This window comes from Shewanella sp. 1180_01 (assembly GCF_052850535.1).
The window spans coordinates 1-25005 of record NZ_VXCT01000059.1; the positions used below are offsets into that span (position 1 = coordinate 1).

A 25005-nucleotide genomic window follows, 5' to 3' on the forward strand; every position below is an offset into this window, starting at 1 on the left:
GATACCCGTAAACGCTAAACTGCTAACAACTGAAATTACAGATCCCCAAACACTACTTTCCAACACGTATCTGTTCCCAAAGCGTTATCAAGCTCTACGCTAAAACCACTCAAAACTGAGGCCGAAATACTGATTGTTGGGATTGGTCATAGAGAAAAAAAGACAATAAAAAAGTGCTTTATTTTTCAATAAAGCACTCATTTTTAAGCGACTCAAGTACTCGTTAACCTACTGAACACAGTACCGATTAAAGTACCGATCAAAGTACTATGTAGAGTGGCCAGCCGAGGAGGCCGACGAGACCTTCCTTGTGTTCGAATCTTTCTAAACGTTCGGGTGAAGCATCGCTGAGTAAGAGTTCGCGGTAGCTTTTCGCAAAGTGCAGGGTACGCAGTAGGGCGGGGACAAAGTTTTTGCCGAGATCTTTACTGATGGTTTCAGCGAGTTCTGCGGGTAATTCTGCTAACGCTTTCTGGGTTTCCAATTCGATATGCTCACGGGTAAACCATTCCTCTTTTAAGGTGATTTTGCCGATACGCTTTTTCAAATCCTGTCTGACTTTGGCGCCATCAAACAACAATCGATACAGTACTGCTTCGGCTAATACACTCTCCAGATTGAGAAAATCTAGCGGATCATAGCTCGATTGCGCGTAAAACTGTGCCAATAAGGCCGCAATTGACTGTTGGCGTTGATGTTCAAGCAGGGCATCTTGATAGGCTTCATAGCCTAACCATTCTTCCGCATCTGGCGGGCTAGACACTTGTTCTAGCAAGAACTTATCGACATCGCCGTACAGTGACTTGCCGTTGACGAGTTTATGCTTGCTGACAGTGCTGAGCATGCTCCAGCCTTTTTGAAAGCATTTCACTACGCCATCGGCGGTGATCAACAGGCGTATCGCCTGCTGCGGGTTTTGGTTTGACAATTCCATCAAACCAAGGCTCACCACACCAATGACATCGTGCGCTGCTTGTTCAAGCAGGTGCATTTTGTACTTGTTGTAAAACTTATCGGCCAGTTTGAGGCTCATCAAAATGGCTTTGGATTTGATTTGTGACAGCTGTTCACCGCTCAGCGTTTCGTCTGCTTTGCCTTGGATCAATACCTTGCTCAGGTAGGGGCCTTGATCTACATCACGCAGTACCAGTTGCATCAAATAATTCCTTAATCCAAAAAGCTAAACATATCATCGACTTCAGCGTATTCATCCGTCACTTGGTTTTTCTCTTTGGCTTGAATAACCAGCTCGTTAACAAACTTGCTGATGATCATTTCCCAACCTGAGCTTTCGTTACGCAGCAGACTCTTAATGGCTTTTTCAACATCGGGCGCGAGCTCGTGGATCAAGGCCATTAGGCTGCGTGGGTCGTCTATGCTGAGGCTGTGTGCATCTTCACTGGCGACGCGGCTGTCGTAGCCGATGGTTTCAGTGTCTTCTTCGTCATCGTAGAGATCTGTGTAGCCGTCTTCATCTTCATGTTTTTCGCCTAACATCATTTCGATGAAAGGGATCGACAGGTAGAAGAGGCCCGCTGGATCTTCGGCGATACATTCTAGAATCGCAGTTTGCTTTTCTTCGCTATCTTGGATGCGAATTAAATAGGTCAAAAAATCAAAGGTATGCTGAATCAGTTCTTCGGCATTATTTTTAATTTTTTCTTCCCAGTACAAAGGTTGCTGACAGACGATGTCGCGAATTTGTTCTGGGGTCATGAGTTCAGACATGATCGAAGGGCAAGAGATATCATGGTGACTGTTGATTTGGGTCAGCGTGACGATATCCATGTGTTCGATGACTTCGACTAATTGATCGTCGCTCATGGTATTTGCAATGATTTCAAAGCGTTTGCTCGCTTGTTTTGGCTCTACGTCCGCCAACTCTTTAATTTCGGCGACGGTAATCTCAATGAGACTAGTGTTCATTAGCGGTCCTCATCATCGTAGTGATCGTAGTAGCCATCTTCCTCTTCGCCTTCATCATCGTCGTCGTTATCTGAGGTGCCAACATAATCGTTGTCATCATCTTCATCGTCGTGATGTTTTGCTGCTGGCGTTGCTTTACCTTGAGTTTCAAGTAAATACAGTACGGCGCAGCTTTCAATCAGTAAGGTTTCCGAGTAACCACGCACAGCTAACACTAAAGGTAAATCAGCATTGTTAAAGCCAATCGTGACTTTAAACTCATCCCACTCGGGTTGAGTTGCCGTGTTTATCCAATGTGCCCACTTGAGTTTGGCTTCGGCGGGAAACTTAATTCGACCGTAAAGCGCAACAGGCAGGTACTCAGGCACAGTATCGAGCATCTTAGGATCGGCTTCTAACACCTTTTTGATTTGGCTAGTAAATTGCTCTAGCGCTTTAGGTGTATCGGGATCGTCGTAGGACTCGATATTGTCGTAGGCATTATTTTTTAGCTCATTAATGCGTGAGATATTCAGTTTTTTGACCATTTGGCACTTACTCTAGAAAACGCTCAAGGATAAAATTGATCCCACAGCTCGCGCATGGCGCTAGCGGGATCGGTCACTATGACGTTATTGAAATCTTTGATAAACGCATTTCGTCGCTTAGGATCGGACAACACATCATAAGCATTTTTAACGCGTTCAAGTTGTACGGCGGCTTGCTGCTTTTCCTCTTCCGAGGCGCCTAACAACTTGTCGGGATGATATTTGTTTGACAGCCGTCGATAGGCTTTTTTAATGTCGTCTTCTTTGGCACTGGGTTTTATACCGAGCACACTAAAGTGGTTAATCATACTTGTACCTGCAGGCGATGGGGCTGATATCGCGAGATAAAAAGGGTTTGACTCTGATTATCTTTAAATTCGTGGAATTATGATTAGTCAGCCGTGGATGATAGCAGAAATCCCCACTCAGCGGCAAACGCGCGAGCAGGAATTTGTGCTTTAGTGAAGGGTTAAAAATCCTTTAAACTTTAATCTGTTGTGGCGCATGGATTAAGCCAACCGCTATGCTGTTGAAATCCCGTTATCAAGCCAGATTGACAGCTAAATTAACCTTGTTTTTAGGCGAGATAATTACCCTCGATTCAGGGCAATATTTTAGCACCGAATCCTTCGCTAAAATCATTCACACAGAGCTAACCCACACTCGCCTCTGCCACGTTCGGCAGAGTTAACGCCGTAACAGCTAAGTCAGACTAGACACTAACCGCAGGTTCATCCCAAGCGTGAGCATTTGCTTCTGTTCCCGCTGTAAATCCTTCATAAACAGGCTGATTTTTCGCTTATGGCTTGGTAGCACTAGCATGAGCCCATCGGGGATCACTTTAATATGATCTAAGGTCAGCGTCTTGGCGATACGGCCAAGGTTGAGCAAGACCGCAAGTCTCAGCAGGCAGAGCAGGCGATTCAACGTGAGCTTATGGTTGGGATCGAGTTCGGCGAGCATTAATTCGTTGGGCTTTTTTCTGTGGTTGGTGATAAGCCGCGCTAAATCCAGCTGCAAGGCTTCACTAAACCCGGGTAAGTCACTGTTGCTGATGATATAACCACCGTGCTTGTGCAGGGACTTTGAATTAATGTGTAGCCCAATCTCATGTAAGGTTGCGCCATAGGCGAGCAAGCGTGCATGGGGCCTTAATTGCCATTCATCGGCGACCTGTTCAAACAAGGCCATGGCAGTGTCGCGTACCTTAGCGGCGTGGGCCATATCGATATGATAAAGCTGGGCAATACTGTCGACGGTGCGGTGGCGAATATCCTGATACTGGCCAATTTTGGCCAGTTCATAGAGTACGCCTTCACGCAGTGCGCCAGGGCTAAACTCAAGCTTTTGTATCGGTAAGCGCCTAAAAAAGCTGATTAAAATCGCAAGTCCGGCGGGCACTAAGGGAATGCGTTTATCATCGACATTGGCAAATTGAATTTGGCTAATATGGCCACATTTGATCAACTTGATTTTGAGCTGTTTGAGTTGTGGCAGCGTGATGGTTTCATCGCCGTGTTCTTCTTGAATCGCTTCGCAGATGGCTTTGACTGTGCCTGAGCTGCCTAACGTCAGCTCCCATCCGCCCGCGAAATATTCCTTGGAGAGCGAGGCGAACTGTTTGTCGGCTGCGCTTTGAGCATCACGAAATGAGGCTGGGGTGATGAGTCCATCGATAAAGAAACGCTCGTTAAAACTCACGCAACCACAGCGCAGGCTAGATAACTGGGTCGGGGTATTCTTTTTACCTATCACGACTTCGGTCGAGCCACCACCAATGTCGATGACTAAATTATTTTTTCCAAGCACTTGGCTTTGGGCAATACCGTTATAAATCAAACGCGCTTCTTCATGGCCCGAAATCACTTCCACCGGATAGGGCATGATGGCGAGTGCTGCCTCAATAAATTGATCGCGGTTTTTGGCGATTCTGAGGGTGTGGGTGGCCACTAATCGCACCTGCGCTTGGTCGAGATTGGAAAATCTTTGATTAAAATCCCGCAGACAATTGAGGCCACGTTCTATGGCGTCATTGTCGAGAATATTCTGCGCATTGAGCCCAGTGGCGAGCTGAACCTGTTGTTTTTCTTTATGTAAAATCTGCAAACTGCCATCTTGCTCGCGGGCGATGACCAGATGAAAACTGTTCGACCCCATATCGATGGCGACAAAGTGGCGCGATTTAGCATTTGCGGGCGCATTGGTTTGTGGCGCCTGAGACTTTAGTAATGTGTGTTGCTGTGTGTGCGAATGTGTGGCTACCAATCGGATTATCCTTAGGCAATCAAAACGATATAAAGCCAGCGTTAGCTGGCTTTGGCCTGTAACTCGGGCGTTATGTCTGGCTCAGCGTTGCTTTCTCGCTCAGCATCACCCCCTTGGGTGGACATACGTAAGGCATTAAATTCTTGCAGTTGGCGCTTTTCATAATTAATCAGATATTGATAAATGGCAATTTGAGAACGCACTTTTCGTTTGTTACCCCGATTTCGATAGGGGTTACTTTGTTCTTTGTTGATGACCCGCGCTTTAGTATTGTCATTGAATTGTAAGGATAAAATATCCATTATCATTTGTTTTAGGCGCAGATCATAAATCGGCACACTCACTTCGACGCGATTATCTATGTTGCGGCTCATCCAGTCGGCGGAGCAGATAAAGAGTTTGTTTTCGCCGCCAGCGTGGAACAGCATCACCCGTGAGTGTTCGAGAAACCGGTCAACGATACTGTAGACTTCGATGTTGTCGCTGATCCCGGGTATTTGCGGAATAAGTGAGCACATACCGCGAATGAGTAACTTAATTTTGACTCCAGCGGCTGAAGCCTCATAGAGCTTTTGGACCAAGGATTCATCGAGTAAGTTATTTAGTTTTAAGGTAATCGCCGCCTTCATATGGCTTTGGGCATTAACGATTTCATTATCAATTAAGTGACTCAGTTTTTGTCTGGCATCGTAGGGCGACACGATTAAATGCTGGAAGTTATCGCGGCGATACGGATGCTCAATCAAGTCAAACACTTGCTCCACTTCACGGGCAATCTCTTGATTGGCGGTGAACAGCGACAAGTCGGTGTAGACCCGCGCCGTGCCTTCGTTAAAGTTGCCTGAGCCGACGTGACAATAGAGTTTGATTTCCCCTTGTTCCTCACGGCCAATCAAGCACAACTTGGAATGCACTTTTAAACTGGTGATACCGTGGTGAACTTTGACGCCCGCTTCGGCCAAGATGCGGGTCCATTCGATGTTGGATTGCTCATCGAATCTTGCCCGCAGTTCAATTACGGCGGTGACTTGTTTGCCGTTTTTCACTGCATCGATAAGCGATTGCATTACATGGGATTTTTTCGCCACTCGGTATAAGTTTATTCGAATAAAGCGCACCGCCGGATCGTAGGCCGCTTGGCGCACCATTTCGGTAAAGTGGGAAAACTTATGGTACGGATAATTGAGCATGATATCGCCCATCCGAATGGCATCGAAACTGTTGGCACTGCGGCCAAAACCTGCGCTATTGAGCGCCGGCAGTTTTTCGTTTTCGAGGTAGTCGCGGCTCGGATTGGGAAAGGCGATAAAGTCTTTAAAGCTGTGGTAGCGCCCGCCTGGGATCAAGCATTCTGTCGAGCTGATGTTCAGATTTTCTTTAAGCATCACCAACATGTGCTCAGGCATTTCTTTGTCATACACTAAGCGAACTGGCTCGGCGGTCAGACGTTTTTTAAGACCTTTGGTCATTTTCTCGAGCTGGGTTTGCTCTAGCTCGTCGGTGATATCAAAATCGGCATCGCGGGTTAGTTTCATCGAATATACTTCGATGGCGTCGTACTCGAAGAAAGGGCCAAAGAGTTCATCCACGCAGTGGCGAATAATGTTATCTAATAAAATCAGATACTTTTTCGCTTTACTCTTTTCAGCGGGGAGTTCGATAAACCGCGGCACGTTTTTAGTGGGCACTTCGACTAAGGCGTATTGACGGCGAGCCTTAGTGAACAAACACACGCATAAATAAGTGGCGTCGTCGTTGATTTGTTTGATCAAATCGCGATTGTTATTGACGATAAGCGGGGCGATATGGCGTTTAAATTGATCACGAAAATGCTTTTTCAGCCAGTCGCTGTGGAACTCGCTTAATTGTTTCTCATTGATTAACAAAATATTACGACGCACTAGCTCGCGCATTAAATCCGTGTATATGCCGTCGAACCTTTCTTGCAATGCCATCACTTTCGATTGGATTTTGGCCATTAAATGGCGACTGTTACTGCGACCTTCCTGCAGGGATGACAGCAGAATCGAGCGCCTGACCGCAGCCACGCGTACTCTAAAAAACTCATCCATGTTATTGGAAAATATCCCTAAAAAGCGCACTCGCTCCACTAAGGGAACATTGGGATCGCAGGCTTCTTGCAATACCCGCTCATTAAAAGACAACCAAGAGAGTTCTTTATCAATCGAAAGTTTATCGGTATTCGGGGACACTGCACAGCTCCTTTAAGCAAGCGTCATGGCGTAATATACAATAGCATTCATCCGCCTTTGTGCAATCAGATTTACTGCCGACAAGTGAAGGAATTTCAATGATAAATACTGCGTACACGCCAAAATCAGTCTGGGATATATCTGGGATAAAGATACGAGGGAAATATGTCAGCTTGATGACGAGTGTGACAGAAATATGACCTTAAGATGATCATCTTGGATTGGACTGAAACGCAGCCCGTGCAACTGCGCTTTACGCATTGAGCCCGCTATACTCGCTGCCAGTTTGCGGGCAAAACCTGCAGTGTTAACTCCTTGGGCATTATCGCAAACTATGTTATCTTGCTCGGCTTTTTTATCGCGGGAGTAAAAGGTATGTTTGTTGGATTTGATTATGGTAGTGCTAACTGCGCCGTAGGGATCATGCAGGGTGATGATGTGCAGTTATTGGCGTTATCAGAGCAATCAGCTTATTTACCTTCGACCTTATATGCGATGGACAGGGAACTGATCGCCGAGGCGGTTTATCGTGGTCTCCCTATTGAATTAAAAGCCGATTACGCCAAAAAGCGCGCCGCACAATTGAGCCGTGCCCGTATGGTGCGCCATGAGTTAGATCTCGATGCTGATGTTCAGGCCGTGTTTGTCGGTGAGCAGGCGGTAAGCGCGTATTTAGAGATGCCGGAGGAGGGATTCTATGTCCGTTCGCCAAAATCCTTTTTAGGTGCGACGGGACTCAGACCCGAGCAAGTGGCCCTATTTGAAGACATAGTTACCCTGATGATGCAGCACATTAAAGTGTGCGCCGAATCTGTATTAGTGGAAAAGCAGCTTGCCAAACAAGGCGCTGCGGCAACTATCACCCATGCGATTATTGGTCGCCCGGTGAACTTTCAAGGCATAGGCGGTGAAGAGAGTAACCGTCAGGCCGAAGCCATTTTGACCCTAGCGGCAAAACGCGCGGGTTTCGTCGACGTTGATTTTCTGTTCGAGCCGTTAGCGGCGGGGATGGATTATGAAGCGACCTTGACCGACAACAAAACCGTGCTGGTTGTCGACGTGGGCGGCGGTACGACGGACTGCTCAGTGGTCAAAATGGGGCCAGCCCATCAACAAAAAGCGGATCGCAGTGAAGATTTCCTCGGCCATAGTGGTCAGCGTATCGGCGGTAACGATCTTGATATTGCCCTTGCAATGAATGCCTTTATGCCGCACTTTGGTTTAGGCTCTTTAATGACCAATGGCAAACCTATGCCCAGTAAAGCTTTTTGGAATGCGGTAGCGGTAAATGATATTAGCGCCCAGCGAGAATTCAGTACCTTAAGCAGCCGTAAACTGATTGATGAATTGGTGAAAGAAGCCGAGCAGCCACAGTTGCTCAACCGACTGTTAAAAGTGCAACAACAGCAGCTAAGCTATCAGTTGGTCCGCCAAGCCGAACGCGCCAAAATTGCCCTGTCGGATGCCGAGAATACAGATATCAATCTCGATTTTATCGAAGCGGCGCTGCACGCGGGTGTGAGTCGTAATGTGTTTGAAAATGCCATTGAGCCTTCACTGACAAAAGTAGAAGCCCTGATGCATCAAGCACTTGCGCAAGCGGCAAAAACCTTAGCGGCTGACGGCTCTTTGACTCATGAGAATACTTCTGCCGACAATGCCGCAGAATGCAAACCCGATGTGATTTATGTGACGGGTGGTACGGCGCGAAGCCCTGCGATCTACGCGAAAATCGCGGGTATTTATCCCGATATTCCAGTCGTGGTCGGCGATCACTTTGGCTCTGTGACAGCAGGATTAACCCGCTGGGCACAAAAGCTATTTGCTACGCATTAATATACAAGCGCTAACATATAAGCACTAATGCAAAAGGATGTAGGAATGAAAACTCTGTTTAAGTGTGCATTTGCGGCCACTGTGGGCTTTTTGCTCGCGGGTTGTGGTGACGATGTAGGTAAGGTGAGCTTAGGGCTTTTTACCACTAAGGATGTGATTATTGATGCTAAGCACGATCCTAAAATTCCTGGGGTGACTTGCCATATTAGCCGTATCGAAGCCAATTTAGATTTTGCCGATCCATCGGATATGGGCATAAGTTGCCGTCAAACTGGGCCAATTACTGCAGCCGATCTGGCGAAGATAGACATGGGTAAACATGGCGAAGTGATTTTTACCGAATCCCTGAGTATTTTATTTAAGTCATTAAAAGTGCGTCGGATTTACGATGCGCAGAACCAGACTCTGCTGTATTTGTCCTATTCGACGAAAGAGACCAATGGCAGCCATAAGCATGCGCTTTCAACAGTGCCGCTTTATGGCTCTGCGGCTTGGGTCGATCCTGCATTGAGTGCTGGAACGAAAGCGAATTAATCGCCGAAGAGTTTATAGCTTTGCAGTAAGTGTTAAAAATAAAAAGGGGCGGAATTGTTTATTCCGTCCCTTTTGTTTTTAAATGCCGCCAGCATTTAACCGCTAATGACATCACTCAATTACTATTCGCCATCTAACGGGTTAGCTTAAATCTTATCAAGATAGGTATCTTTATTTAGCTTTGGCCGCCAATACTGCGTTAAAGCGGTCAAACCCTGCAGTGAGATCGGCGATTAAATCTGCGGGATCTTCTAAACCAATATGCAAGCGAATTAACGGTTTGCTCGCATCCCACTTGGTCGCTGAGCGGATTTTATCAATGCCGAAAATGCCGAGGATCAAACTCTCGTAGCCGCCCCAAGAAAAGCCCATCTTAAAGTGACTCATATTCTCAACCAGTGCGGTGACCGCATCGGCATCGCCTTGTTTCAATACAAAGGAGAACAAGCCGTTGGAGGCGCTAAAGTCGCGTTTAAAGAACTCATGGCCGGGGCAGCTATCAAACGCGGGGTGACGCAGATGATCGACTTCTGCTCGGGTTTTTAACCAGTTGGCCACTTGCAGGGCATTTTTTTCATGCTGCGCCATACGCACGCCTAAGGTACGTAGACCACGGGCGGCAAGGTACACATCATCAGGGGAGGTGGTTTGTCCCATCAAATAGCTGTGCTCACGCAATTGTGGCCAGTATTTTTCGTTGGCCGTAGCCGTCCCTATCATCACATCCGAGTGACCGACAATGTATTTGGTCGCCGCTTGAATCGAAATATCCACACCCATTTCAAAGGGCTTGCTATTGATGGGTGAAGCCCAAGTGTTGTCCAGCATAGTAATCAGCCCGTGTTCGTGGGCGATGCGGCACAAGGTCGGCACATCTTGCACTTCCATGGTGATAGAGCCTGGAGACTCTAAAAACAACACTTTAGTATTTGGGCGAATAAGGTCGCGAATGCCCGCGCCAATCAGCGGATTGTAGTAAGTGGTTTCGATACCAAAACCGCCGAGAATATGGGTACATAGATCCCGCGTTGGCTCATACACGCTATCGACCATCAACAGGTGATCGCCGGCTTTTAAAAATGACAATAACGCCGCACTGATCGCCGCCGCGCCAGAGGGATACAGCGCTGTACCGACGCCGCCTTCTAATTCAGCAATCGCCGCTTGAAACGAAAAATGGGTCGGGGTGCCACGGCGGCCATAAAACATCTCGCCGTTGGTTTTATTTTTCGCGGCGTGGCGCATTTCATCCATGGTTTCGAAGACGATAGTCGAAGCTCGAAAAACGGGCGGATTGATCACGCCTTTGGTCCATTTTTTGTCTCGACCTAAGCTGACGATTTGGGTGGCTTGATGATGTTTATCTGTCATTGGATCATTACCTTGGCATTTAGGTTGAACGAATAGGTTGAACAATGTTGGAGAAGAACCATTGGAGATATCTAATCTATTGTTATGGCGGTCATCTTAGCATCTGCGCGCTGAAATGACAGGAGGCGCGATGATGAGTTTGACTCATGTTATTGGCGCCTGTCCCTTCGGTCTTTAGATTATGATGCCGAGCCTCAAAGGCAACGTGACTCATAATTTAAAGGCAGTGTGACTTTAGCTCAAAGGCTGCGTGATTCTTAGCTTAATGGCAAGGTTACTAGGATATCGACGCCATTATGCTCACTGCGATTGCGGGCGAGGATTTGTCCTTGGTGGAACTCGGCGACCAATCTTGCGATATACAGACCTAAACCGAGATGAGGTTTGTCTTGGGCTTGATTTATCCGCACCGACACCATGGAATCGAAAATCTGCTCCGACATATCAACAGGCAATTCAGGCCCTAGGTTGCTGATAAGCAATGTCGCTTGCTTACCGACTTGGGTGAGCGTGACTTCGATGGCGCTGCCTTTATCGCAGAACTCAATCGCGTTAGCGATAAGTTTGTCCATCAATTGGGCGATATATTCCGGTACACCTTGCATCATCAAAGGTTGCTCGGGCACTTTTACGCTAAAGCCTTGTTCTGGATAGGTCATTTGATAACCTTGCATACAACCACTGACCACTTGGGAGAGTGGGAATTTAGTGATATCGGCCTGCGTTAAACTCTGCTCTAAGCGCGTTGCTTCGCTCATGTTATTTAAAATCATACTTAAGCGGCTGACACCTTCTTGAGCGCGGTCGACATATTTCTGCGTGTCTTTATTTAAGGTTTGCAGGTTTAAATGCTCAAGGGATGAACGTACAACCGCCACGGGCGTGCGCAGTTCATGGGACAGGCGCGACGACATGTTTTCTAGATAATGGGTGTATTGACCAAGCCGCCCGACAATGCTGGAAAAACTGCGGGACAGATCGCCAATTTCATCCCGTGCTTTAGACGGTTTGAGGTGATTACGTACGCGGCCTTGGCTGTCGATGGCATTTTCAGCTTCATCGCGCAGTTTACGGATACGGTTAGAAATGCTCGAAGCGAAGAAGAACAATGCCAAAGTGCCCATGCTCATAATGGTCAAAATCACGTTAAAGAGTTTTTCCAGCGCGCGGTTACGCAGGGTACGGATCCCGTGGGTGGTTTCTTCGGCAACAACGGCGCCCATCACATTGTTATCAATCCAAATAGGGCTGGCGGCGGCAAGTACCACAGCTTTATTGTCTGGGGTTAAGCGCCAAGTTGAACTTTGCTGACCAGCTAGTGCTTTTTGGATATGACTGCCATCAAGCTCGGTGGAGTCTTGCAAGGAGTCGATAAAGTCTTTGGGCGGCTTAGTGAGGATTTTATAGTACAGCGGATGCAAGTAATCGCGCTTGAAGGTTTCCCACAGCGTGGTGCTCTTTTCATCTTCTAAGGTGCGGGTCCACACGCTGTCATTGGCTCGAATATCGCCCGATTTTGCCAGTACGCGGCCGTGCTTATCGACCACCCAAATGCGTGAGCTATAGTGGCTCATACCTTTGATAATGTTTTCAATTTCTGGCGATGGCACCAACACAGTGCCGAGATTATCGACCGTATCTAAGGCCGAGGTGCCGACTACGGCTGCCACATCGCGGTTTTTGCTGTCGTTAACATCGGAAATGGCAAAACCGAGTTTGCTGCCGACCATGTCTAAGGGAATACGCAGCTCGACATTGTAGCCCACATCTGTGGTCGCCCATTGTCCTTGGATGCGCACTTCAGGTTTGACGGGCACGGTTTGCTTAGGATTGGCAGGTAACTCGAAGGCGCTGATCCAACCGGGTTGCGTGGTGGCAACGATATAGCGTTTGAATTTATTGTCGGGCGCGAGTGTCGCAATCGAGAGATGATCGTTTCTATCGACACTTAAGGCATTTTTGCCACGTAGCACCACAGTTGGGTCAGTCACTTGAAAGAAGGCATACAGATAACCATCATACTGGCCGACCATGTGGGTAAAGCTTAAGGTCAGCGGCGCGTTGGGATCGGCGCGCATGATCTGATGCGCCTCACCGTACTGGATAAATCTGTGCTGATACTCTTCCCATTCGTTGAGTTTACCGTCGAGCAGAATCGCCCCATTGAGTTGATAGGCGTACAAATCGCGACTCTTTTCCACTTGCTTTAAAAAGCTCGCTTGTCCATCGAATAATTTCGGCCGTTCGTGCAGAGCGGTGGCCAGTGCCTGAGTGGTGCCTTCTAAGGTGCGTTCTTGACCGTGGCGAAGATACTTTTCCATCTCCCACACATATTGATACCCCAGCCAAGGTAGGCAGAGCAAAAACAGGCTAAGGCCGATGACTTTAGTGCGTAGACCAAAGGGGAAACGTGTCATAAGTTAGGGATCAGCATCAATGGGATCAAAAGTGTATTGGTTCAAGGTTACGTGCATCAAGGTATCGCGAGAGTTCAGGCTAAGCTGTCCCAGCGATAACCCATGCCATAAACCGTATCGATACAGTCAAACTCAGGTGCGGTGGCGATGAACTTCTTGCGAATGCGTTTCACATGGGAAGTGATCGTGCTGTCATCGACAAAAATCTTCGCCTCTTGCATTAATTCATGGCGACTGCGCACATGGCCCGGGTGTTTGGCTAACGCGTGCACCATCCAAAATTCGGTGACGGTAAGCTCAATCGGCAACTGGTTCCAATAGACTTGCATGCGGTTAGCATCAATCGTCAGCGGACCTCGCTCAAGCAGGTTTTCCTGCGCCGTTTGGCTGGCCGCAAGCTCGGAGCGGCGAAACAAGGCCGCTAAGCGCGCAGTTAAATGGGGGAAACTCACTTCTTTACTCAAGTAATCATCGGCGCCTAAACGCAGGCCACAAACAGTATCAAAGTCACTGTCACGGGCGGTCAAAAAGATGATCGGCAGCGTGCTCGACATTGCGCGCAATGACTGACACAGCATAAAGCCGCCGTCAATTTCATTGCCTAAGCCGATGTCGATAATGGCTAAATCCGGTAAACGAGTATTAAAGGCTAACATGGCCGATGGTCTGTCGGCATAGGTTTGCACGCTGTAACCGTGTTGTTGCAGCACGTCCTTGTAATTCTCGCGAATGGCCGCTTCATCTTCCACTATGGCGATACGCTTCATAGAGCCATATTCCTATTGACTTGGGGGAGTAAGTTTTCGTGACTATACAGGATTTTACCTGAGATAAAAGGCCACGAATGCAATTGCCATTTTGTTGCCACAATTGATAGTTGCATTGCCATTTTCCATCCCTGCTCATGCCATTCCACTTGTGTTTAATAGCCGCATTCAGTTTTGCACCCGTTTTGACCTCATGGGGTTTTGAACTTGTTGTTCAGGTTCGAGTGCAAGCTCAGCTAATAATCAAAAAGGAATGAGATGATGAAAAAGACACTAATTAATTTGTTGGTTTTGAGTTTATTAAGCGCGCCAGTCGCCAGTGTGTCGGCGCGGGTTTCACTGCAAAACCAAGCTCAAGGACAGGAGCGCAGCTTAGATAATGATGTCGATGCCAGCGGTATGGCGATGGATGGCGAATACGCCAATGAGGACGAACAGCCAGAAGCCTTAATTGGCCTCGGTGGTGGTGCATTAGTGGGCGCGTTAGTCGGTGGCCCAGTGGGGGCCATTATTGGCGCGTTCACTGGCACCTTGATTGGTAAGTCGGTTAGCGACACAGACACGCTGCACGTTCAGCAAAGACAGATCAGCCTGCAAGAGTCGCAATTATCCGAGTTGAGTGTAAAGCAACAAGCCGCCGAAAAACGCGCCAGCGAATATGCCAAGGCGCAGCAAGAGCTTGATGAATTGCTATCCGCGCAACGTCAATTACTCAGTGAGCTCGCCCTAGGGCTAAACGTGCAGTTTCGCACTGGTTCCTCTGAGGTCGAATCGCATTTTTTGCCCCAATTAGATGATGTGGCCGAGGTGATGAATCTGTCGCCTGAGCTTAATTTGGAATTGAAAGGCTATGCCGATCGTCGGGGTAATGTGAGTTACAACCAAGCCCTTTCTGAGCAACGTTTACTGGAAGTCCGTGGCTACCTGATTAAGCAGGGCGTCGCCGCTGAACGCATGACAACCCAAGCCTTTGGCGCTTTATCGCCACTGCAAGCGGAGCAGGACAGGGAATCGGATGTGTTCGATCGCCGTGTGACCTTGACCTTACAGCCTCATTCAACCTTGATGGCAACGCGCACGACGCAATAGCGGTCGATGTTAGCCGTCAATTTAGAACATTCATTTTAACGACTGCGAACGTCAGTCCATATTAGTTAATAGAAAGAAGGAAGCCTTTGTGATGATCACAGGGAAAAGGGTAAAAGAAATCAGCGAAAGCTTAGCGATATTAATGATCAGTGCCGCCGTATGTTGGGGCTTGCCTTTTGTGGCATTAGCCTCACCCAATAGCACGGGCACATTGTCTGAGCCGCAGAATATTGCTTCGGCGCTGGTCGGCGAAAATACTGCTCAAAGTACGGCAGAATCACAGGTCATTAATTACGATGACATTACCCAGGGATTATTACTTTATCGCCAGCCGAGTGGCGCTTGGGTGCCATCTTTGCCACTCGATACACAAGTGTCGATGCAAGTCTCTGGCTTAAGTAATCGCGTGAGTGTGAAGCAGGTTTTTCGCAATAACACTGAGTTTGTGTTGAATGGGCAATATCTGTTCCCGCTGCCCAATGAGGCCGCGGTGGATTCGCTGCGATTACATATCGGCCAAAGGGTCATCGAAGGGCAAATTCATCCTAAGGCCGAGGCTAAGCAGATTTTTGAGCAAGCCAAAGCGGAGGGTAAACGCGCCAGCTTAGTGAGCCAAGAGCGGCCAAATATGTTCACGACCGAAGTGGCCAACCTAGCACCGCAGGAAGAGTTGATTGTCGAAATCAGCTATCAGGAGAGTGTCAAATATGAAGATGGCTTGTTTAGCCTACGTTTTCCGCTGGTGGTCGCGCCTCGTTATATTCCGGGCTTAACCTCTGACGCCAGTGCTAGCGACTCAAATGAGCCTATGGCACGCCAATCGAGCCGAATAACCAGCTCGCAGGTGTTTGATGCCGACCGGATTGTGGCGCCTGTGCGGGACGGCGCCAGTGGACGCGATCCTGTGCTCAAAGCGGACATTCAAGTTTTGCTGGCAAAGGGGGTTGATAAGGCGTCCATTGAGAGCCCTTACCATGACATCAAACTCAAGCAAACCAATAGCGGCACCGTCGATGTTTCACTGGCACAACGCGTGCCTGCCAATCGCGACTTCGTATTGCAATGGCGCGTTCAGCAGGGCACGAGTCCAATGGCTTGGGTGTTTAATCAACAGGGTAAGACCCATAAACCCGATGGCGATAATTTGTCTCAGGACACGCTTGAAATCAGCAAAGCTAACAGTGTAAATGAAGATAATTACAGTCTCGTCATGGTGTTGCCTCCTAAGGTCGAAAAGAGCACCCAACCGAGTTTACCCCGTGAATTAATTCTGGTGATTGATACTTCGGGCTCTATGGCGGGGGATTCTATCGTTCAAGCCAAAAATGCACTGCTTTACGCATTAAAAGGACTCAAGCCCGAGGACAGTTTTAACATTATCGAATTTAACTCCAGTCTGTCTCAGTTTTCAGCGACATCATTACCGGTGACCTCGTCGAATTTGTCCCGTGCCCGTCAATTTGTGAGCCGTTTACAAGCCGATGGTGGCACTGAAATGGCGCTGGCACTGGATGCGGCCTTGCCAAAATCCTTGGGCAGTGCCCCGTCCGATGCTGTGCAGCCTTTGCGCCAAGTGATCTTTATGACCGACGGCTCTGTGGGCAATGAGCAAGCCTTGTTCGATTTGATCCGCTATCAAATCGGAGAGAGCCGCTTATTTACTGTCGGCATAGGCTCAGCGCCTAATTCTCACTTTATGCAAAGGGCGGCAGAGCTGGGTCGTGGCACTTTTACTTATATTGGCAAAGTGGATGAAGTCGACGCGAAGATCAGCGCCTTGCTGAGCAAAATTCAATATCCCGTATTAACCGATATTCAAGTGCGTTTTGATGATGGCAGTGTGCCCGATTACTGGCCATCACCGATTGCCGATCTGTATCGCGGCGAGCCTGTGCTTGTGAGTCTAAAACGCAGCGCCCGTGAGCCGCAGGAATTAGTGATCTCAGGTCGCCAAGGGCATAAAAACTGGCAACAGTCGTTATCGCTTCAGGACAACTCAGCGGGACTTATCACCAATCAAGGTGCGGGTTTAGATTTACTCTGGGCGCGTAAACAGATTGGTGCATTGGAGCTGAGTAAAAATGGCGCAAATGATGACAAGGTAAAGCAGCAAGTCACGGCCTTGTCGATGAATTATCACTTAGTCAGCGCTTATACCAGCTTAGTGGCGGTGGACTTAACCCCCATAGATTCAACTGCAATGAGCCGTGATGCCGTGGTGCGTCAGCACTTGCCATTAGGTTGGCAGCCTTTTGGTGCCTTGCCACAAACTGCGACCTCGAGCCGTTTGGATATGTTATTGGGTGCGCTGACCTTGCTACTGGCCTTGGTGTTTATGGGATCTATTCTGCGACAAAAACGTGAAGAGAAGGCGGCCATGGTGGCGCTTGCCTGTCATCGATGAACCATGAATTATGAATCATGAACGACGAGTAAAGCCCGATGAGCAAAGGCAGAACGCAGCGATTTTTAGTTGTGGGATTATTTTTAATTGGCGCAACATTGTTAGGAAAGGGACTCTATATGCAAGCTAAAGCACACTTTGCCCAGTATTTGATTGAACAGGCGTGGACTAAAACCTTAGCCGATGGACAATCTCATAAGCCTTGGTCATGGGCGGATACTTATCCCGTGGCAAAGCTGTCGATTTACCGCGAGCAAGCGGCTAATAGCGATATTGAAGCCGAGCTTAATGACAGTTTATATGTGTTGGCGGGGGCTTCAGGGCGAAATTTGGCCTTTGGTCCGAGTCTAGTATTGTCCAGCGCGCCAGCGGGGCAAAAGGGCAATACTGTGATTGCCGGACACAGGGACACGCATTTTGCGATCCTCAATGGCATGGCGGTGGGTCGCCGACTATCGTTGCAGACGCTTAAGGGAAATAACATTATTTATGAAGTAGTTGCAACTCAGGTGGTGCATGAAACTGAAACGCAGTTTATGGCGCCATCCGATGATAATCGCTTAACCTTAATCACTTGTTATCCCTTCGATGCGCTTCAAGGCGGCGCCGAACTGCGCTTTGTGGTGCAGGCGATACCGGTTGAGGATGAATCAATGGATACGGCTAGTGCCGATGTTTCAGCTTCAACTGGAAATGGGATACAAGGGAAGGTCGCTTCTGGAACGCGCAGTTTCACCCATTAGGTCGCACGTTAATTTAAGCCTTAGCGTAATCTTCAACCAAAGCGTTAAGGCTGCTTTGAGCTAACAATGTCAACATTAATAATGTTGATTAAATCATGCTGATCAAATAGTGCTTATCAGTAACCGCCAAATGACTGTCTTTTAATCATCCTAGCCTGAAGCCGAATCATCGGCGTCAGGCTAATTCATTGCGTTCCAGTTAGCATAATCAAGTCATCACAATCAGTTGCTGATCGGCAACACGCGATTTCGACCTAAACGTTTAGCGTCATAAAGTAATTTATCTGCCGCTTCAATCAATTGCATGCCCGTTTGTTTTTCTTGCCATTGGGCAACCCCAAATGAGGCACTGATATTATTGATGCGCTCGTCTTTACGTCTGTCTTTCAAACTGAGCTTTTCGAGTCCACGGCGCATGGCTTCGGCCAGTTGCCTTGCGATGCGTAACTGACTTTTAGGCACAATAATCACAAATTCTTCACCGCCAAAACGATACAGTTTCGCGCCATCGCGGCAGGATTCCTGTAGCCGTTTCGCCACGGCGCGTAACACTTGGTCGCCGAGCTGGTGGCCATAGGTGTCGTTAAACACTTTAAAATGGTCGATATCGGCCAAGATCAAGCAGGTGCCTAAGGGCGCTTGGGCCAACATGCCAGCAAAATCGCTGTCGAAGGCGCGGCGATTAAAGCAGCCAGTTAGTGCATCGTAGAGCACATCTTTTTCTGTCTGTTCGAGCTTTTTCTTTAGCGCATCGATTTCGATTTGCGCTTTCTGCAATTGTCCGGTAAAGAACTCAGTGCTCGAGCGAATATTGTCCGACTCTTTCACTAAACTGCGCACCAGATCGAGCACTTGCTCAACACTAAAACCCTCATCTTCGATGCGGTTGAGCTTTTCAAAATTACTCTCGATACGCGACTGGAATTCATTGGCATCCAGATTGGTATCTTTGAGCGATTGGGACAGCTCAGTCACCATAGCATCCAGATTCTGGCGCATTTCGCGGACATCGAGTTCAACGGGATCGGCAACATACTGGCGATATAAGAGTTCGCTACTCACAGGAGGACAAGTGTTGTACTGGGCGATAACGGTATCGAGTCGTTGATTTAATTCGGGATTCTGTTCACCAACATAAGTGTACCAAAGCGCATAGTTAACCGGGGTGGTCGGAATTTTATGTTTGAGCATCAGAGGCACTGCTTTTTTGAGATTCAGTGCAGCGGCTTGTAATAACTCTAGCGACATATTGTTACCTTACTTAATGAAAATAAACGGATATTTTAAGATTTTCGCTATTTTATTCTGTTGTTATCTGTTCAAGACTAACCACAAGTATCCCGGTTCGATGAAGGCATGAACACCGTTTGTGCTTGGGCAGCAGCGACTCCGTTTGCGCTAAGACTTCCATCATAAACTAAAGATGATATGGTAAAGTCTATCCTTAAAATCAAATAATGATAATAACTTGGGAGAAAGTTGTGAAAAATATCATCTTAGCCACAAGTCTGATGGCCACTATCTCATTACCCGTCTTAGCTGAAACCACATTTGTGCAAAGCCTCGATCTCGCGCAATACCGAACTGATGTTAAAACCTTAGCCAGTGATGCCTTCGGTGGACGTGCGCCTTTGTCTGAAGGTGAGACCTTAACTTTAGACTATTTAGTGAAAGCATTTAAAGATATGGGTCTCAAACCCGGATTTGGCGACAGTTATCTGCAGGCCGTACCCTTGGCGCAAATTAGCGCAGATCAAAACATGCAGCTTGATATTGGCGGACTTAAATTTGCCAATGGCAGTGAATTTACCGCGAGAACCCAAAGAATCGCCGAAACCGTGAGCCTGAATAAAAGCGATGTGGTGTTTGTCGGCTACGGGATCAACGCGCCCGAATATGGCTGGAATGATTACCAAGGGTTAGATGTAAAAGGCAAAACCGTTATTGTGCTTGTGAATGATCCAGGCTTTGCGACTCAAGACCCAGCGGTATTTAAAGGCAATGCCATGACCTATTACGGTCGCTGGACTTATAAGTATGAGGAAGCCGCGCGTCAAGGCGCTGAGGCTGTGTTTATAGTTCACGAAACAGCGCCTGCCGCCTATGGCTGGGGTGTGGTGCAAAACTCCAACACGGGCACTAAGTTCACTCTGGTCGATACCAATAATAACCAAGGCCAAGTTGGCGTAATGGGTTGGGTTCAGCATGAAACCGCGCAAAAAATCTTTACTAAAGCAGGATTGGATTTTGATACCTTAAAGCAGCAAGCTGCCAAGCCAAACTTTAAGGCGATCCCACTTAAGTTGAGCGCCCAGCTCACGTTAAACAATAAAATTGAACGCGCCGAGTCCCATAATGTCGCGGCTTTACTGCCCGGCAAAATGCGCCCTGACGAAGTGGTGATGATGCATGCCCATTGGGATCACCTCGGTACTGTGATTGAAGACGGTAAGTCAGAGATTTTAAACGGAGCGGTCGATAATGCCAGCGGTGTGGCGGGGGTTTTAGCCTTGGCGCGTTACTTCAAACAGCAAGCCAAGACGGCGCCACTGGATCGCTCGGTGCTCTTCAGTGCCTTTACGGCGGAAGAAACGGGCCTAATTGGTGCACAGCATTTTGCTCAGCATCCGAGTGTGCCCACGAAAAACATTGTCGCCTTTTTAAATATTGATGGTATGAATGTGAATAAGGGCGTGGATTACATTTTGCGTTATGGCGAAGGTGTATCTGAGTTGGAGCAATACTTAGATAACGCCGCGAAGGCCCAAGACCGTTCGGTTAAAGGTGATCCAAGACCGCAGAATGGGTTGATGTTTAGATCAGACCACTTTGCGCTGGCACAACAAGGTGTACCTGGATTGCTATTTATGAGCCTTGGAGATACCGATCCTGATTATATCGCCCATAAATATCATAAGCCTGCTGACGATTATGATCCAAGCTGGAATTTAGGCGGTGTCAGCCAAGATTTAGACCTTATCGCCAGTATGATTACCAGCTTAGCCAATAGTACCGATTGGCCCCATTGGCTTGAGTCATCTGACTTTAAAGCCAAGCGCGAGCAAGATGGGCGTAAATAGTGTTAATCAGTTGAATTATGAGGGCGCCCAGTAGGTGCCCTTATTTTTTAACGCTGATTTTAGCTGAGGATTGAGTGATAGTTTTAGCTAGGCGTAGCGATTTAAGACAATAAGAGTCTTAATGGAATATATTTGAATTAAAAAGAATAACTGATGGAAAGCATAGGGCCGATAAAGCTGTAATAGATATTGTAATCGGCGATTTGAGTGTCTTTATTCGGCGAGTTTTGGGCGATATCCACATCAATTTTGTAGTAGTTATAGGCCACGCTCATGCGCCAGTTCGGGGTGATTTGTGCATCAACACCGACTTTAATATCAACAAGCTCGCCTTTTACATCATTGAGTGTGATGTAGAAATACTGTGCATGGCTGGTTACTTGCCAACCTGGAACAAATTCATACTGTCCATAAATACCAAAGTCCGGCAGTGGTGCAGTGACATTTTCATCAACAATGCGCGGAATCGCTTGGCTACCACAGACGTTATTGAGTAATTCTGACGAAGCGCAAACTCCAATCACACCTTCAAAACCTGTCTTGATAAACATAGTGTGTAAACCAAATGACAGACCCACATCATAGTTACTGCCTTGAAAGACATCATAACCATAGCCTAAACGCAGTACGTCGATGTTTAGGGTTGAACTGAGCTTACCGCCGGCTTTGATATCGTAAATGGTGTCGTTGATTTCGAGCTGGAAGGGTTTGGCTAAGGCTTGGGTGTCGGCGCTACGGTGGAGTTGTTTCCAGTCGAGGTAGAAATTGTGCCGCTCGTTGAAGTGATAATTTAACTCGATAAAAGGCAGGAATTCGTTTTCAGCGAGTTTGAGATCAGATTCATAATCTAAGGTGAAGTTATTACCCGAAACTGGGTTAGTGACTTCCATATTGGTGTCTGATTGCGAGTAGAAGCCGCCTAATTGAATAGTAAAGTCATCGGCTTGCACTTGAGTGCTGACGAGTGACGCTATGATGAGGGGTAACAGGCGAATCGACATGTTAAGGAGTAACTCCAGCATTATTCTTATTATGTTTAGCGATAAGGTCAGACTTTAGTGCCATAAAAAATCGACATTTGGAGTTTAACAGCAAACTTCGCGATGTGAATAAAATGTTTTAAAAAATGCGAAAATTTGTGATTTAAAACAAAAGTAGGACTTATTTTAGCGGCATTGAATGAAATTTGAGCGAAACATCACATCAATTGTGGATTGAAGGCTAACGCAAACGGTAAGGGAGGGACTAGTGCTACCTAGAAATGACTTCAGTATTGCAGCTTTGCTTGTGGCGCGAGATGCCAATGGATGTGAAACATGATAAATGGGGGATAGTAATCAATTTAAGAATATCTAGCGGCGTGATACCGCTAGATATTGATATTATATCGCTGGTCCGCTATTTAGGCTCGATAACGGGCGTCACAGAAGTTTCTACATTGTCAGTAATAACCACTTTGGGGCTACTTGGCTCATCTTTATTAAACATGCCTAAACGGATGCGAATAAAGTGTAAAATTTGCGCAGCAATATCCACATTCAAACAGGATTCTAAGCCTTCAAATCCTGGGGATGAGTTTGCTTCGCAAATTTTGTAATGGCCGTTATCAAACAATAAATCGATACCCGCAACATCGAGATCGAGAATATTGGCTGTTTGCGTGGCAAGCCATTCAATTTCTGGAGTGATCTGAAATGGACGCGCTGAGCCGCCGGCACTGACATTGGCTTTAAAGCTGTCTTCTTGACCACGCCTTTCGTAGCAACCCGCAACACGACCACCAATGGTAAATACCCGTAGATCGCGGCCATGGCTGTTAGCGATAAATTCTTGCAGAATGATGTTAGCGTTTTTGTTGGTCGCTTCAATCAACTGCATTAGATCGTCAAATTCACGTGCCTTATGGGATAAAAACACACCGCTGCCCTGTGAGCCAGAAAGCGTTTTAATCACCACAGGAAAGCCGAGATGGCGCTCTACAAGGGCGATATCAACGGGGAATTTAACCAACATAGTTTTAGGCGTAGGCAAATTTTTCTCTGCCAACAATTGCTGGGAGAATAATTTGTCTTTAACGATTTCAATGGCTTTAGAAGGATTGAGGCAATACACCCCTAATCTTTCTAAGTGGCGAATAATGGCTAAGGCAAAGTAAGTTGTGCCTGATCCCATTCGCGGAATAATGAAATCGGGCAGCTCGACGGCTTGCCCATTCAATAAAATGCTCTTGTTATCTTCTCTGGTGACAGTCAGATCAAATTCATCAGGTGCGTAAACTTCCAACTGTATGTTGTCGGCTTTTGCTGCCGCCAAGAGACGCTCAATTTCATACCATTCAGGTTTTAGCTGAGTCGCGGTTTCTTTATATAAAATCCAACCACGCATTTAGTAGCAAACCTTAATTATCATTCTTTATCCTCGGGTTCAGGTTCATCCTGAACATCATCTTCAATATCAAATACAGCCTCGGCCTCAACTTCTATCTCGGGCTTGGTTGCAGGCAAATGCACTGTACCAACCACGGCATAAAAGGGTTTCCCCATGGCGAGCCTGCGATACTTTACCCAGATCTGCTCTAACAAGCTACTGGGCGCGATATTTCCTTTGGCGACTTCCACAAATTGGGCTTCATCGGAGGTGCAGGGCAAGGTTTTACCTTCGGCCAAATTCTTCATTGCATGACCATGCAATTCAAGCAGTTCAGCTTCTTTATTGGTAAAATCGCCGCTTCGTTTGAAGCCTTTGGGGAAATTCGCGTCATCGTAGAAACGTTTTTGCGAGACAAAACTGGCAGCAGCTGAGCCGTTAAACGTCTCAGAACCCTTGTTAGCGTTTGAAAAAGACTGTTCAGACATGGCAGATACCCTCTAGTTTTTGATATACAAAGATTTGCAACTGGAGTATTGGCTAGTATTATTGATTTATAAATCAAAAAAATTTGCCTATGTTGGTCAAGAATTTTTATGGATACCGATTTACTGAAAACCTTTCTTGAAGTCTCCCGTACTCGCCATTTCGGTAAAGCGGCCGAGAATCTGTATCTCACGCGTAGCGCTGTGAGTTTTCGAGTCAAGCAGCTTGAGAGCATTTTAGGCGTCGCGCTGTTTGAGCGGCAGCGCAATAACATTCAACCCACACCCGCAGGCGAGCGCATGCTTGGCCATGCCGAGGCAGTATTAACGGCGTGGGAGCGGGCTAAACAAGATGTTTCCCTTAGCCAGTTACAGTCGACTCAGCTTGCCATTGGTGCAGGACCGAATATTTGGGATGCCTATTTGCAAGGTTATTTACAGGGATTGCACGTGGGGCTGCCCGGCGTTGCGCTGCGCACCGAAGTGCTGCCTGCCAATGCGATGACGCGCCAATTAATAGACCGCACCCTCGATATCGCGATTTCATTCGATCCGCCAAAGCTTGATCAATTTGAATTAGTGCAGCTGGGGCAAATTAATTTGTTGTTAGTTTCGAGCCTAAAAGGTCAAACGGTGAATGCCGTGGTGCCGGGGCAATATGTAAAAGTGGATTGGGGGACGGCGTTTAATATTGTGCATGCGCAGGAATATGCGTCGCTGCCTGTGCCGACACTGCACACGAGCTCTGCGCGTATCGCCTTGGATTTCATCTTAAATAATGGTGGTTGTGCTTTCTTACCCGAGCATTTGGTGCAGCATGCTTTGCGCAGCGGCGAATTGCATCACGTCAGTGGCGCCAGCGCCATTTCACGAAATGTGTATGTTGCCTATTGGGCGGAAAATGATCGTTTAGCCCAGATCAAACAAGCCATCGACTTTTTAAGGGACGATGGCTCAGTGTTTGCTCATGCGACTATCTAA

Annotated in this window: 20 protein-coding genes; 7 read left to right on the forward strand and 13 right to left on the reverse strand. The window is 47.4% G+C overall.

The genetic code is table 11. The features are described 5' to 3' along the window. Positions 1 to 259 precede the first annotated feature (259 nt). The 6 genes from atcC to ppk1 all read right to left on the reverse strand — a co-directional run bounded on the left by atcC (position 260) and on the right by ppk1 (position 6931). On the reverse strand, positions 260 to 1156 hold the full coding sequence (gene atcC, locus FW758_RS20810) for a cold adaptation protein AtcC (RefSeq protein ID WP_446446393.1): 897 nt from the start codon (positions 1154 to 1156) through the stop codon (positions 260 to 262). Between the two features lie 11 nt (positions 1157 to 1167). Continuing rightward, complete coding sequence (atcB, locus tag FW758_RS20815) at positions 1168 to 1926, reverse strand: cold adaptation protein AtcB (RefSeq protein WP_446446394.1); 759 nt, start codon at positions 1924 to 1926, stop codon at positions 1168 to 1170. Continuing rightward, positions 1926 to 2453 carry a cold adaptation protein AtcA gene (atcA, locus tag FW758_RS20820; RefSeq protein WP_115015148.1) on the reverse strand — a complete coding sequence of 176 codons (528 nt, stop codon included), beginning with the start codon at positions 2451 to 2453 and terminating at the stop codon, positions 1926 to 1928. The genes atcB and atcA overlap by 1 nt, the downstream gene beginning before the upstream one ends. A 23-nt stretch (positions 2454 to 2476) precedes the next feature. Then, positions 2477 to 2761 carry a cold adaptation protein ActJcold adaptation protein ActJ gene (gene atcJ / locus FW758_RS20825; RefSeq protein WP_006081330.1) on the reverse strand — a complete coding sequence of 95 codons (285 nt, stop codon included), beginning with the start codon at positions 2759 to 2761 and terminating at the stop codon, positions 2477 to 2479. A 394-nt stretch (positions 2762 to 3155) separates the two neighbouring features. After that, on the reverse strand, positions 3156 to 4718 hold the full coding sequence (gene ppx / locus FW758_RS20830) for an exopolyphosphatase (RefSeq protein WP_446446395.1): 1563 nt from the start codon (positions 4716 to 4718) through the stop codon (positions 3156 to 3158). 41 nt (positions 4719 to 4759) lie between these two features. Next, positions 4760 to 6931, reverse strand: coding sequence for a polyphosphate kinase 1 (gene ppk1 / locus FW758_RS20835; RefSeq protein ID WP_446446396.1), 2172 nt, complete (start codon positions 6929 to 6931; stop codon positions 4760 to 4762). Between the two features lie 375 nt (positions 6932 to 7306). Here ppk1 and yegD point away from each other — a divergent pair, with 375 nt between their 5' ends. Both yegD and FW758_RS20845 read left to right on the forward strand, forming a co-directional pair. Beyond that, positions 7307 to 8767, forward strand: a complete 1461-nt coding sequence (gene yegD / locus FW758_RS20840; protein WP_446446397.1) for a molecular chaperone — start codon at positions 7307 to 7309, stop codon at positions 8765 to 8767. A gap of 45 nt (positions 8768 to 8812) precedes the next feature. Further along, entirely contained in the window at positions 8813 to 9301 is a 489-nt protein-coding gene (locus tag FW758_RS20845; RefSeq protein WP_106650302.1) for a CreA family protein, read from the forward strand. A 171-nt stretch (positions 9302 to 9472) separates the two neighbouring features. Here the strand turns inward: FW758_RS20845 and FW758_RS20850 are convergent, their stop codons facing one another. The 3 genes from FW758_RS20850 to pdsR all read right to left on the reverse strand — a co-directional run bounded on the left by FW758_RS20850 (position 9473) and on the right by pdsR (position 13856). Then, on the reverse strand, positions 9473 to 10672 hold the full coding sequence (locus tag FW758_RS20850) for a cystathionine beta-lyase (protein WP_446446398.1): 1200 nt from the start codon (positions 10670 to 10672) through the stop codon (positions 9473 to 9475). Positions 10673 to 10929: 257 nt separating this feature from the next. Then, positions 10930 to 13089, reverse strand: a complete 2160-nt coding sequence (gene pdsS, locus FW758_RS20855) for a proteobacterial dedicated sortase system histidine kinase (protein WP_446446399.1) — start codon at positions 13087 to 13089, stop codon at positions 10930 to 10932. 74 nt (positions 13090 to 13163) lie between these two features. Further along, complete coding sequence (gene pdsR, locus FW758_RS20860; RefSeq protein ID WP_006081337.1) at positions 13164 to 13856, reverse strand: proteobacterial dedicated sortase system response regulator; 693 nt, start codon at positions 13854 to 13856, stop codon at positions 13164 to 13166. 258 nt (positions 13857 to 14114) lie between these two features. Here pdsR and pdsO point away from each other — a divergent pair, with 258 nt between their 5' ends. The 3 genes from pdsO to FW758_RS20875 all read left to right on the forward strand — a co-directional run bounded on the left by pdsO (position 14115) and on the right by FW758_RS20875 (position 18092). Beyond that, entirely contained in the window at positions 14115 to 14945 is an 831-nt protein-coding gene (gene pdsO / locus FW758_RS20865; protein ID WP_446446400.1) for a sortase-associated OmpA-like protein PdsO, read from the forward strand. Positions 14946 to 15036: 91 nt separating this feature from the next. Then, entirely contained in the window at positions 15037 to 17349 is a 2313-nt protein-coding gene (locus FW758_RS20870; RefSeq protein ID WP_446446401.1) for a marine proteobacterial sortase target protein, read from the forward strand. Between the two features lie 38 nt (positions 17350 to 17387). After that, a complete protein-coding gene (locus FW758_RS20875) occupies positions 17388 to 18092 on the forward strand; it encodes a class GN sortase (RefSeq protein WP_446446402.1) in 705 nt (234 codons plus the stop codon). Between the two features lie 222 nt (positions 18093 to 18314). Here FW758_RS20875 and FW758_RS20880 read toward each other — a convergent pair whose 3' ends face one another. Then, a complete protein-coding gene (locus tag FW758_RS20880) occupies positions 18315 to 19340 on the reverse strand; it encodes a GGDEF domain-containing protein (RefSeq protein ID WP_446446403.1) in 1026 nt (341 codons plus the stop codon). Between the two features lie 209 nt (positions 19341 to 19549). Between FW758_RS20880 and FW758_RS20885 the strand changes: the two genes are divergently transcribed. Further along, entirely contained in the window at positions 19550 to 21172 is a 1623-nt protein-coding gene (locus FW758_RS20885) for a M28 family metallopeptidase (protein ID WP_446446404.1), read from the forward strand. A 137-nt stretch (positions 21173 to 21309) separates the two neighbouring features. Here FW758_RS20885 and FW758_RS20890 read toward each other — a convergent pair whose 3' ends face one another. The 3 genes from FW758_RS20890 to FW758_RS20900 form a co-directional block, all read right to left on the reverse strand. Next, positions 21310 to 22173, reverse strand: a complete 864-nt coding sequence (locus tag FW758_RS20890; protein ID WP_446446405.1) for a hypothetical protein — start codon at positions 22171 to 22173, stop codon at positions 21310 to 21312. Positions 22174 to 22570: 397 nt separating this feature from the next. Beyond that, a complete protein-coding gene (locus tag FW758_RS20895; RefSeq protein ID WP_011846616.1) occupies positions 22571 to 23557 on the reverse strand; it encodes an ATP-grasp domain-containing protein in 987 nt (328 codons plus the stop codon). 20 nt (positions 23558 to 23577) lie between these two features. Beyond that, the gene (locus tag FW758_RS20900) at positions 23578 to 24027 is read right to left on the reverse strand and encodes a DUF413 domain-containing protein (RefSeq protein WP_011846617.1); all 450 of its coding nucleotides are present in this window, start codon (positions 24025 to 24027) and stop codon (positions 23578 to 23580) included. Positions 24028 to 24135: 108 nt separating this feature from the next. On the opposite strand from FW758_RS20900, the gene hdfR reads away from it, so the two are divergent. Beyond that, positions 24136 to 25005 carry an HTH-type transcriptional regulator HdfR gene (hdfR, locus tag FW758_RS20905; RefSeq protein WP_446446406.1) on the forward strand — a complete coding sequence of 290 codons (870 nt, stop codon included), beginning with the start codon at positions 24136 to 24138 and terminating at the stop codon, positions 25003 to 25005.